The 10138-nt window shown below is 69.0% G+C and carries 11 protein-coding genes and 2 pseudogenes; 7 read left to right on the top strand and 6 right to left on the bottom strand.

Going from position 1 to position 10138, the window contains the following annotated elements; genetic code table 11:
- Nucleotides 1–401 (top strand): transposase (locus Q8W71_RS31755; RefSeq protein ID WP_305529333.1); only part of this gene is annotated, 401 nt, incomplete at its 5' end.
- Between the two features lie 166 nt (nt 402–567).
- On the opposite strand, the pseudogene Q8W71_RS31750 reads toward Q8W71_RS31755, so the two are convergent.
- The 5 genes and pseudogenes from Q8W71_RS31750 to Q8W71_RS31730 form a co-directional block, all read right to left on the bottom strand.
- Nucleotides 568–807: pseudogene (locus Q8W71_RS31750) on the bottom strand (ATP-binding protein); the annotation flags it as partial.
- 155 nt (nt 808–962) lie between these two features.
- Complete coding sequence (locus Q8W71_RS31745) at nt 963–1301, bottom strand: type II toxin-antitoxin system PemK/MazF family toxin (RefSeq protein ID WP_305529332.1); 339 nt, start codon at nt 1299–1301, stop codon at nt 963–965.
- Nucleotides 1298–1600, bottom strand: coding sequence for a hypothetical protein (locus Q8W71_RS31740; RefSeq protein ID WP_305529331.1), 303 nt, complete (start codon nt 1598–1600; stop codon nt 1298–1300). Before Q8W71_RS31740 ends, Q8W71_RS31745 begins: the two co-directional genes overlap by 4 nt.
- Nucleotides 1601–1776: 176 nt before the next feature.
- Nucleotides 1777–1965: pseudogene (locus Q8W71_RS31735) on the bottom strand (helix-turn-helix domain-containing protein); the annotation flags it as partial.
- A gap of 208 nt (nt 1966–2173) precedes the next feature.
- Nucleotides 2174–2851 carry an HD domain-containing protein gene (locus Q8W71_RS31730; RefSeq protein ID WP_305529330.1) on the bottom strand — a complete coding sequence of 226 codons (678 nt, stop codon included), beginning with the start codon at nt 2849–2851 and terminating at the stop codon, nt 2174–2176.
- A 117-nt stretch (nt 2852–2968) separates the two neighbouring features.
- Here Q8W71_RS31730 and Q8W71_RS31725 point away from each other — a divergent pair, with 117 nt between their 5' ends.
- The 3 genes from Q8W71_RS31725 to Q8W71_RS31715 all read left to right on the top strand — a co-directional run bounded on the left by Q8W71_RS31725 (nt 2969) and on the right by Q8W71_RS31715 (nt 8170).
- Nucleotides 2969–3934, top strand: coding sequence for a GlxA family transcriptional regulator (locus tag Q8W71_RS31725; RefSeq protein ID WP_305529329.1), 966 nt, complete (start codon nt 2969–2971; stop codon nt 3932–3934).
- A gap of 238 nt (nt 3935–4172) precedes the next feature.
- Nucleotides 4173–5561: a 3' terminal RNA ribose 2'-O-methyltransferase Hen1 gene (locus Q8W71_RS31720; protein ID WP_305529328.1), complete on the top strand. Its 1389-nt coding sequence runs from the start codon at nt 4173–4175 to the stop codon at nt 5559–5561.
- Nucleotides 5558–8170 (top strand): polynucleotide kinase-phosphatase, encoded by a 2613-nt coding sequence (locus Q8W71_RS31715; RefSeq protein ID WP_305529327.1) that lies wholly within the window; start codon nt 5558–5560, stop codon nt 8168–8170. The genes Q8W71_RS31720 and Q8W71_RS31715 overlap by 4 nt, the downstream gene beginning before the upstream one ends.
- Nucleotides 8171–8308: 138 nt before the next feature.
- Here Q8W71_RS31715 and Q8W71_RS31710 read toward each other — a convergent pair whose 3' ends face one another.
- Nucleotides 8309–8854, bottom strand: a complete 546-nt coding sequence (locus Q8W71_RS31710; RefSeq protein WP_305529326.1) for an isocitrate lyase/phosphoenolpyruvate mutase family protein — start codon at nt 8852–8854, stop codon at nt 8309–8311.
- Here Q8W71_RS31710 and Q8W71_RS31705 point away from each other — a divergent pair.
- The 3 genes from Q8W71_RS31705 (at nt 8849) to Q8W71_RS31695 (ending at nt 10132) form a co-directional block, all read left to right on the top strand.
- On the top strand, nt 8849–8995 hold the full coding sequence (locus Q8W71_RS31705; protein WP_305529325.1) for a hypothetical protein: 147 nt from the start codon (nt 8849–8851) through the stop codon (nt 8993–8995). The genes Q8W71_RS31710 and Q8W71_RS31705 overlap by 6 nt on opposite strands.
- Nucleotides 8996–9450: 455 nt before the next feature.
- Nucleotides 9451–9708, top strand: coding sequence for a type II toxin-antitoxin system prevent-host-death family antitoxin (locus tag Q8W71_RS31700; RefSeq protein WP_305529237.1), 258 nt, complete (start codon nt 9451–9453; stop codon nt 9706–9708).
- A 1-nt stretch (nt 9709) separates the two neighbouring features.
- On the top strand, nt 9710–10132 hold the full coding sequence (locus tag Q8W71_RS31695; RefSeq protein WP_305529236.1) for a hypothetical protein: 423 nt from the start codon (nt 9710–9712) through the stop codon (nt 10130–10132).
- The last annotated feature ends 6 nt before the right edge of the window (nt 10133–10138 follow it).

The following is a 10138-nucleotide window of genomic DNA, read 5'->3' as shown; positions in this document are numbered from 1 at the left end:
CGCCTCCTTGGAAACCGCCGGGGACGCGACGCATCGCCCGGCTCCTGCAGGGTGGTGTCGGCGCGGGCGAGGGTGAGGATGGCGTGTTCATCGAGCGGCTGCGGCGTCAGGCACCAGGCTTGGTCGGCGCAGCCGATCTGGCGGCCCGGCTGGCGGCCATGCTGCGCGGGCAGTCCACGGAGGCCGTCGAGGATTGGCTGCGTGCGGCGCGGTCAAGCGCGCTGAAGCGCTTCGCCGCCAGCTTGCAGCGCGACGCCGCCGGCATCACGAACGCCATCGCGCTGCCGTGGTCGACCGGCCCGGCGGAGGGCCACATCAGTCGCCTGAAGATGATCAAGCGCAGCATGTACGGACGCGCCGGCTTCGAGTTGCTACGGCAGCGCGTCCTCTGCGCTGTCTGACCCGCCACACAAAGTGACGCAGAACCACCCATGACCCCGGATCGGCGTCGAACCTTGCCCCCCCGGGGGCCCGTGGCGGGACGCCCCTGATCAGCCCGGCGAAGCGGGTCGGGGCGGCGCAGCCGGGCTGATCAGGGGTCCAGGAGGCGCGCCGGGTGAGCCGGCCTCAGGCACGGTTCTTGCAGCGCCAGCTCTCGTTGCCGGTCTCGACGATCTCGCAATGGTGGGTGAGCCGGTCGAGCAGCGCGGTGGTCATCTTGGCGTCGCCGGCGAACACGCTCGGCCACTCCCCGAAGGCGAGGTTGGTGGTCACCACGATCGAGGTGGTCTCGTAGAGCCGGCTGATCAGGTGGAACAGCAACTGCCCGCTCGACTGGGCGAACGGCAGGTAGCCGAGTTCGTCCAGCGACGTGAGCGCCAGATGGAGGGGATCGGCGAAAGAGAGCGCGTCAAAACAAGGACTTAGAGTCGAGCACGATTGCAACGCGATCGGGAACGGCTCTAGCGAACCATCCGCTGAGAACCAGTCCTGAGACCTGCCAGATCGGTGTGTGCTCCGGCCTACGATTGTTGGTGCGCGTGCAAGCCGAAGAAGCGGAGCATCGCGGCATCGACCGCCGCCATGGCGCCGCGATCGAGCCGGCCGAACACGGATCCCGCCTTCGTGCGCGGCACCGTCATGGCTCGGTCCACCATGACCTGCGATGGCTTGCGAAGCCCATTGGCCGCACCGGGGATGACGGTTATCCGGATCGCGTGTTCGGCGTGAACATCGCTCGTCAGTTGCAACACCGTGACGGAGGGAAGCTCCGCGAAGGCATCGTCCTGGACGACCAGGGCCGGGCGCGGTTTGCCGTAGTCGCCGCTGATGGCGATGGTGATCAGATCGCCGCGTTTCATGCCTTCCACTCGTCGTGGAAGTCGTCGGCTTCGAGCAGCGCGTCCAACTCTCTCATCGATTGCGCCTCGTCGCTCTCCGGATCCTGCGCGCGCGCGGCGATGGCGCGGGATTGGCGCTCGGCCTCGGCTTCGAACACGCGGCGCTGCCGGCGGTCGACATAGGCGCGCATGAACTCGCGCAGGACCTGGGCGGCCGGCTTGTCCTCGGCCTCAGTCGCCTGGGTGAAGGCCGTCTTCAGCGCCGGATCGAGCCGAAAATTGAAGGTCTCGGCCTTCGGTTGCGGTATGGCGCGCGGCATGGGTCCCTCCTGAGGGATTGCAACTACAATGTAATTACAAAACGCGTGACTGCAAATCAGCTCTCTCTGCCGTCCTCGGCCATGCGTGCCTCAGTCCGCGACCACCGCGCGGGCCACGGCACTCGGCCTCTCTTCGAGCTGTTTCCGCACCGGAACCAAAGGAGGGCGCCACGCCCTCACTTTCCTCGATCGGTGGCGTCGCCTCGGCCATTCGTGCTGAGTGCGCGGTAGACGCTGGCCCGGGCGATGCCGAGTTGCCGTGCGATCTCGGCCGGCCCCACACCCTCGGCCTTCAAAGCGTGGATCTTGGCAGGGTCGATCGAGGGGGTTCGGCCCTTGTAGATGCCTGCGGCCTTGGCCTTGGCGAACCGGCATCCACTTCGGCGGAGAGCGCTCTAGAGAGAGTCCATTTTGAATGCTCGTTGTGGGCATCCTAAACAGACCGCCGACTATGGTGTGTTTGGGATACACACATAGAGAACCGCGCGAGGCGGCTGAGAATTTACCTGTTGCAGGCTGATCTCGCGCAGCGCCTGGAGACGAGCGCGCTGGCATAGCAAGCCGGTGAGCGGTTCAGTCGTGCTGCCTACATCCGCAGCCCGGCGCATGTCCTTCGCCCATCCAGCGCGAGGCGCGTATCACGCGACAGAAGTCCCCCTTGCGGAAGCCCGGCTCCTTGTCGGCAATCACGTCTGCCTTGACGTTGCCGAAGGTCGTGTCCGGCTTGTGCTTGATGCCGTCGTAGAAGGCCTGGATGATGTCCTCCTTGAAGTTCGGCGGGCGGGGAAAGGCAAAAACGACCGCCTCACGCTCGGCGTCGGAATACTGGCCATAGGTCAGGCCCAACACGTCCATCTCGACGCCGGCCGTGACCAGCGCGACCACGGGATGCATGTGGATCGGGATGCCGGGCGTGGTGTGCAGCGCGATGGCCGTCCAGACCGTGTAGACATCCGCCTCCGAAACGCCGTGCGCCTTCAAGAAGGCGCGGGCGGCGTTGGCGCCGTCCACCTCGAAGCGCTCCTCAGCGCTGCTGTGATCCGGCATCAGGCCGAGATCGTGGAACATGGCGCCCGCGTAGAGCAGTTCCCGGTCGAAGGTCAGGCCGCGATGGACGCCGGCGAGCGCGCCGAACTGATAGACCCGGCTCGAATGGTTGAAGAGCAATTCGGTCTCGATGTCGCGAACGAACTCGGTGATGGCTCGGCCGAGTACGCTGTCTGGAATTGCGGCTTCGGACAGGATGCTCATGGCGGATCTCCTTTGTGCTGCGCGTTGCGATGAGCTACGGAGCTTTCAAATTGGCATCAATCGTCGTGTTACGATGATTCCTGCCATCGTGCGTGCATCCTCAGCCACGGAGCCTGCATGGAGCCCCGTTCCGTCGCGATCCTCGCCCTTGCCGGGGTCCAGTTCCTCGACATAGCCGGCCCGCTGGACGTCTTTGCCGAGGCGAACACCCAGAGCGGTCGACACGTCTACGACCTGGCCATCGTCGGAGCAGAACCAGGCCACGTCACCACGTCATCGGGGTGTGGCCTCGTCGTCGATCTGGTCGCCTGCGAGACTGCGCCGACATGCTTCGACACCCTCCTGGTTGCAGGCGCTCCCCGGATCCTCGAACTGGAAGTTCGGACTGATCTGTTGGCGTGGCTTGGCCAGACCGCGACGCGATGCCGGCGCTACGGCTCGGTCTGCAGCGGAGCCTTCCTCCTCGGGCAGGCTGGCCTGCTGAACGGACGCCGGGTGACCACGCACTGGGCCGTGGCGGAGGCTTTGGCGCAGAGATATCCCGAGGCATCCGTCGAGCCCGACGCCATCTGCCTGTTCGACGGGGCGCTGCGGACCGCGGCGGGGGTCACGGCCGGACTCGACCTCGCCCTGGCACTCGTGGAGGAGGACCTGGGCGATGAGATCGCACGCCGGGTCGCGGCCCAACTCGTCATGTTCTTCAAGCGTGGCGGTGGTCAGATGCAGTTCAGCCGCCGTGGGGTCAGCGCCCCGGTCGGCCGGTCCGCCCTCCAGGAGGTACAGCGTTGGGTGGCCGCCCGCCCGGCCGAGGATCACAGCGTCGAGCATCTGGCCAAACGGGCGGGGATGAGTCCGCGCCATTTCGCCCGCCTGTTCCGAGCCGAGACGGGCCTCACCCCCGCCGCCTACGTCGAGAACGTGCGGATCGAGGCGAGCCGTCGCCTCCTCGAAATCGAGGATGCTGCGCTGAAGCAGGTGGCAGGGGCATGCGGTTTCCGCGACGCGGACACGCTCCGGCGTGCGTTCGTGCGTCGCGTTGGTACGACGCCTGCGGAGTACAGACGCCGGCACGCGCGGAGTTGATCGGTTTCAGCCGTAGGGGCATCCTCCAGGGGCGCTGGCGCGGCGAGGTTTGGTCGATACCAGCCGGAAGCGGCAGTCAGTCTGGGGCACACCCTAGCCGCACCAGCCTAACCGGCGGCTTGGGGTGAAAGCCGGTCCCCTCCGTTGTCACACAAGCGGGGGTCGACCGCGGGGTTGATCTAAAACTCGTCGTAACCCGATAAGCATTGTCCCTGCCGTCCGCCGCGGATGTCCGCCCGTGTTCCTCTCGCTCGCCACGACACACCGCCCCGCCACCGACCTCGGCTTCCTGCTTCACAAGAACCCGGAGCGCGAGCACGAGGCGGATTTCGGCTTCGGGCGCGCAGTGATGTTCTACCCGGCGCGGTCCCCGGACCGCTGCGAGTTCGCGCTCACCCTCGACATTGATCCCATCACCCTCGTGCGCGGACGCTCCGGCGGTGACGGCATGCTCGACCAGTACGTCAATGACCGCCCCTACGCCGCCTCCTCGTTCCTCAGCGTGGCGCTGGCCCGCGGCCTTGGCTCGGCGATGGCGGGCCGCTCGCGTGAGAGGCAGGCCCTCGCTGACACTGCCATCCCGCTCGACGCCACCATCGCACCCGTACCCGTGCGGGGGCCGGTCCACCTCGTCGAGCGCCTGTTCGTACCGCTCGGCTACGGCGTCGAGATCACGTCCCACCCACTCGACCCGGAGCGCCCGGACTGGGGCGAGGCGCCCTACGTCACGCTGCGCCTGACCAGCACCGTTCGGCTGTGCGATCTGCTCACCCACATCTACGTGCTCATGCCGGTGCTGGATGACCGCAAGCACTACTTCGTCGGCGACGACGAAGTGGAGAAGCTGCTCGCGCGGGGCGGCGACTGGCTCGCCGCCCACCCCGAGCGCGAGACGATCGTGGCGCGCTACCTCAAGCGCCGCGGCGGCCTGATCCGCGAGGCGCTCGCCCGCCTCATGCCGGACGAGGCCGACCCTGAGGCGCGCCTCAATCCGGAGGGCGCCGACGCACCGGAGGTGGCAATCGAGCGACCGCAGCGGCTGCACGAGCGGAGGCTCGACCGGGTGGCCGAGATCATCGGTGCGTCCGGCGCCGGTCGCGTCCTCGACCTCGGCTGCGGCGACGGCAAGCTCGTCACGCGCCTGCTGCGCCTGCCGAGCATCGCGGAGGTGCTGGGCCTGGAGGTGTCAGCGCTCGAACTCGCGCGCGCGGAACGGCGGTTCGCCGACCTGCCCGAGGCGACGCGCGGCAGGCTGCGGCTCGTGCAGGGCTCGCTGATCTACCGCGACGCCCGGCTGCGCGGCTACGACGCCGCCGCCCTGGTCGAGGTGATCGAGCACGTCGAACCCGACCGGCTGATACACTTGGAGCGCGCGCTGTTCGGCGACGCGCGTCCCGGCCTCGTCGTCGTCACAACGCCCAACCGCGAGCACAACGCCGCGTTCCAGGGCCTGCGCGCGGGCGCGGTACGCCACCCCGACCACCGCTTCGAGTGGAGCCGGAACGAGTTCGCCGCGTGGGGAGAGCGTGTGGCGAGCGAGCACGGCTATGCGATGCGGATCGAGGGCTTTGGCGACGAGCACCCCGCATACGGCCCGGCGAGCCAGATCGCGGTGTTCACCCGATGACCGGCCTCGCCTCCACGCTGGACGCGCCCGAGGCCGTGGCGCGCCCCCTCTCCATCCCGGAATTCGCCCTCGTCGTGCTGATCGGCGCGTCGGGGTCAGGCAAGAGCACCTTCGCGCGCCGCCATTTCGCCGCCACCGAGGTCATCTCGTCCGATGCCTGCCGCGGGCTGGTGGCCGACGACGAGAACGATCAGACCGCGACCCCCGACGCCTTCGCACTACTCGGCACGATCCTCGACCTACGCCTGAAGGGCCGCCGCCTCACCGTCGTGGACGCCACGAACGTCCGGCCGGAGGATCGGCGCAAGCTCGTCGAGATCGCTCGCCGCTGGCACGCGCTGTGTGTGGCTGTCGTGCTCGACCCCGGCGAGGACGCCTGCCGCGCCCGCAACGCCGCCCGCCCCGAGCGCACCTTCGGCCCGCACGTCGTACGCAACCAGTACGCCGCCCTCCGGCGCGGCCTGCGTGGACTGGCCCGCGAAGGCTTCCGGCAGGTGCACCAACTGCGCTCCGAGTCCGAGATCGACACCGTCCGCGTGACCCGCCAGCGCCTCTGGACCGATAGGCGTGACGAGGTCGGCCCCTTCGACATCGTCGGCGACGTGCACGGCTGCGGCGACGAACTGGAGGCGCTGCTCGACAAGCTCGGCTACGCGGTCGAGCGGACCGAGCGGGAAGGCGAGCCGCGCTACCGCGTGACACCACCGGCGGGCCGCAAGGCGGTGTTCGTAGGCGACCTCGTGGACCGCGGCCCGCGCGTCGCGGACGCCCTGCGCCTTGTCATGGACATGGTCGAGGACGGTCGCGCGCTGTGCGTGATGGGCAACCACGAGGCCAAGGCGGAGAAGTGGCTGGCGGGCCGGGATGTGAAGGCCGTCCACGGCCTCCAGGCTACGATCGACGACCTGGGCGCGCAGAGCCCCGCCTTCCGCGAGCGGGCCAAGCGCTTCATCGGCGGGCTGGTCAGCCACTACCTGCTCGACGACGGACGGCTGGCGGTGGCACACGCGGGCATCAGGGCCGAGATGCTGGGTCGGGCCTCGGGCGCGATCCGCGGCTTCTGCCTGTTCGGCGAGACCACGGGCGAGAGCGACGACCTCGGCCTGCCGGTGCGACTGGACTGGGCGGCCGAGTACAGGGGTGCCGCGAAGATCGTCTACGGCCACACGCCGGTGGCCGAGGCGGCGTGGCTGAACGGTACCCTATGTATCGACACCGGTTGCGTCTTCGGGGGGGCACTGACGGCGCTGCGCTACCCGGAGATGGAGACGGTCTCCGTCGCGGCGGCGCGGACCTACGTCGAGCCGGTGCGCCCGCTCCGGCCCGCAGGACCGGCGCTCGAAGGGGCGAGCGCGCAGGCGGAGGCCGACGACCTACTCGACCTCGCCGACGTGTCGGGCAAGCGCATCGTCGCGACACGGCTGCTGCCCTCGGTGACGATCCGCGAGGAGAACACCGCCGCGGCGCTGGAGGTGATGAGCCGCTTCGCGATCGACCCGAAGTGGCTGATCCACCTGCCGCCAACGATGTCGCCGTGCGAGACTTCGGCCGAACCGAGCTTCCTAGAGCACCCGCGCGAGGCGCTGGCCTACTACGCGCGCGAGGGCGTGACGGAGGTGGTGGCGCAAGAAAAACACATGGGCTCGCGCGCCCTGATGGTCGTCTGCCGGGACGATGGGGTGGCACGCGCGCGCTTCGGCGTGACGAGCGGGGAGGTCGGGGCGGTGTACACGCGCACCGGCCGCGCCTTCTTCCCCGATGCGCTCCAGCGGGATGCGGTGCTGAGGCGGGCGCGGGCGGCGGTCGAGGCGGCCGGGCTGTTTGCGGACCTCAGAACGGACTGGGTGCTGCTCGACGCCGAGATCCTTCCGTGGACGGTCAAGGCCGGCGCGCTGATCACCGGGCAGTACGCGCCGACAGGTGCCGCCGCGCGGATCGGTCTTGGTGCCGCTGACGCGGCATTGGCACGCGCGTTGGCTAGCGGTGCCCCGGTCGAGGCGCTGGCGGGACGCGTCGGCGAACGCCTGACGCGGGCAAGGGCCTTCGCGGCGGTGGTGCGCGAGTTCGCTCGGCCGGTGGCCGGGGTGGACGATATCAGGATCGCACCGTTTCACTTGTTGGCGAGTGAGGGCGTGACGCATGCCGACAAGCCGCACCGGTGGCACATGGACGGTCTCGGGAGGCTCGCCGGGTTAGACCCGTTATTCGGGACGACAGCGATGCTGACACTCGACCCGTCGAGCCCGGCGGACGTGGAGCTGGCGACGGCATGGTGGCTCGAACTGACGGAGCGGGGCGGCGAGGGCATGGTGGTCAAGCCCGCCACGTTCCTGGCACGCGGTCGGCGCGGAATGGCGCAGCCGGGCATCAAGTGCCGGGGCCGCGAGTACCTGCGGCTGATCTACGGACCGGATTACGACCTGCCCGAGCACCTAGACCGGCTGCGCCAACGCGGGCTGGGCGCGAAGCGCTCGCTGGCGATCCGGGAACTCGCGCTGGGTCTTGAGAGCCTGGAGCGGTTCGTGGGGCGCGAGCCACTGCGGCGCGTGCACGAGTGCGTCTTCGGTGTCTTGGCGTTGGAGTCGGAGCCGATCGATCCACGGCTGTAGCGATCGATGCAATCCACGGGGAGAGTATCAGCGTTGGAGGTGGTCTGTCTGGGGCGCACCTCAATCAAACCAAGGCTGGACGTGAGCTTCGACCGAGGCCAATCTTTTGCTCATCCAGTTGAAAGCTTGGCCGGTTTATCAGAGGTTCAGTCCACCCTTAACGTCGTTCATGCCCCCTGAGGTGCCGCCCGCCATGATCCCGTCCATCTCGGCGTTGGTAGGCGCGTGTTGTCCAAATCCGAAGATGCCCTGCCTCATACCGGCCAGCGCGTCGCGCACGAAGCCCATCGCCGCAAGCGCAAGGCTACCGCCGATAGACACCCGCCGCACGCCGAGACGCTCGAATTCGGCGATCGTCAATCCGGCTTCCCGCCCCCCACGCGCGCCCAGTACGTTCAGCGGCGCGGCAATGGCGGTCACCAGTCGTCCCACTGTGGCGGCATCCGCAACTCCAGGGATGAACACACAGTCAGCTCCGGCGGCAGCGTAGGCCCGCGCCCGGCGAACCGCCTCGGCAAAATTCTCCTCAGCGCAGGCCACGTCGCCACGGACGAGGTAGGGATCAGCCCGCGCGTTCAGGACGAAGGGCCGGCCCGCCCGCGTGATCGCTTCGCGTGCGGCGAGGATGCGATCGCACATCCGCTCCACCGCGATCAGGGACGGCTCTACGTCGCGGTGATGCACGCCCTCGTGCGCGGCTTCGTCGAGATGGGCTGCGTGCGGCGCGACGCCCGCGTCAGCGTCGTCAACGGGCCGGTCGGCCGGATGCGCCAGGACCTGCGGGCCTGGCTGGCGGCCGACGGCTCGTGCGGGGGCCGGCCGTGACCGGGCGCCTCGGGCACAACGGCGGACCGGCGATCGAGGAGCCGGCCGACACGCGTCCCGCCCAGTGCAAGCACTGCCGGCACTGGAAGGTGCCGTCCGAGGGCGAGCGGCAGGCCTACGAGGCCTTCCGCCTCGGCCTGTCGGCGGCGCCGGGTCCGGCGGCCGACCGGCGCCTGCGACCGCGTCCTGATCGGCAACAGCCGGGTCCCGGCGTTCTCGGCCACGGTGGGCGAGTTCGGCTGCCGCAACTACGAGGCCGCCCTTCCGCCACCGATGCCGCAGGGCCGTGGCTACATCACGATCTGGCGGAACGGTCGCGTCGCCTGGCAGGGATGTGAGGAGATCCCCGCCCGTTTCCTCCAGGACGATCCCGACCTGTGGAGGCCTTGCCCGCCCGGCGAGATAGCGTCCGGACATGTTATCTGTATAATCTGTATAACCCAAAGGAGTGCAGGATGCCGGACAAATCCGTCACCACCGCCGAGTTCCTCCGTCACTTCGGCCGCTACCACGACGAGGCGCGCCTGGCGCCACTGACCCTGACCAAGCACGGCCGGCCGTCGCTGGTCGTGCTCTCGGCCGACACCTACCGGCAGCTTACCGAGCAGGCCGACCCGCGCCGGGCCTTGGCCGCGGGGGAGACGCCGCCGGAGCTGGCTCATCTCATCCTGGCCGAGCTCGACCGCCAGTCGGCGGAGCACGGGGGCGACTAGGATGGCGAACCCCTTCCCGTCGGGCTCGGTCATCACCTACCCCTACCTGTGGCGGTGGCAGCGCGCGGAGGGCCGGTTCAACGCGCCCAAGGACCGTCCGACTTGCTTGGCCGTCACCATCCCGGATCAGGCTCAAGGGCTGACCCACCTCGTCCTGCTGGCCATCTCCGGAACCCCGCCGGGCGAGAGGCAGGCCGCCCTCGAGATCCCGTTGCTCGAGCTGCGACGCGCCGGCCTGTCGACGTTGAAACGCGGCTGGATCACGGTCAGCGAATACAACTACGACGTCGCCGAGCGATCCTTCCACCTCGACCCGAACCAGACGGCGCGCGGCTCGTTCGGGCCCGGGTTCATGAACCAGATCCGGGCCGCGATCCGCCCGCTCTTCACCGCCGCCCAGGGCCGGATCGATCGAACCCTGTGACCGCAT

This window comes from Methylobacterium amylolyticum (assembly GCF_030700245.1).
Taxonomy (GTDB): domain Bacteria; phylum Pseudomonadota; class Alphaproteobacteria; order Rhizobiales; family Beijerinckiaceae; genus Methylobacterium.
The sequence above is the reverse complement of the archived record's forward strand: the minus strand, read 5'-3'. Positions and strand labels throughout refer to the sequence as shown.

Coding starts and splice junctions, on each gene's coding strand:
- Q8W71_RS31745 (WP_305529332.1), bottom strand. CDS start 1,301: ATGAAACGCGGCGATCTGATCACCATCGCCATCAGCGGCGACTACGGC.
- Q8W71_RS31740 (WP_305529331.1), bottom strand. CDS start 1,600: ATGCCGCGCGCCATACCGCAACCGAAGGCCGAGACCTTCAATTTTCGG.
- Q8W71_RS31730 (WP_305529330.1), bottom strand. CDS start 2,851: ATGAGCATCCTGTCCGAAGCCGCAATTCCAGACAGCGTACTCGGCCGA.
- Q8W71_RS31725 (WP_305529329.1), top strand. CDS start 2,969: ATGGAGCCCCGTTCCGTCGCGATCCTCGCCCTTGCCGGGGTCCAGTTC.
- Q8W71_RS31715 (WP_305529327.1), top strand. CDS start 5,558: ATGACCGGCCTCGCCTCCACGCTGGACGCGCCCGAGGCCGTGGCGCGC.
- Q8W71_RS31705 (WP_305529325.1), top strand. CDS start 8,849: ATGCACGCCCTCGTGCGCGGCTTCGTCGAGATGGGCTGCGTGCGGCGC.
- Q8W71_RS31700 (WP_305529237.1), top strand. CDS start 9,451: ATGCCGGACAAATCCGTCACCACCGCCGAGTTCCTCCGTCACTTCGGC.
- Q8W71_RS31695 (WP_305529236.1), top strand. CDS start 9,710: ATGGCGAACCCCTTCCCGTCGGGCTCGGTCATCACCTACCCCTACCTG.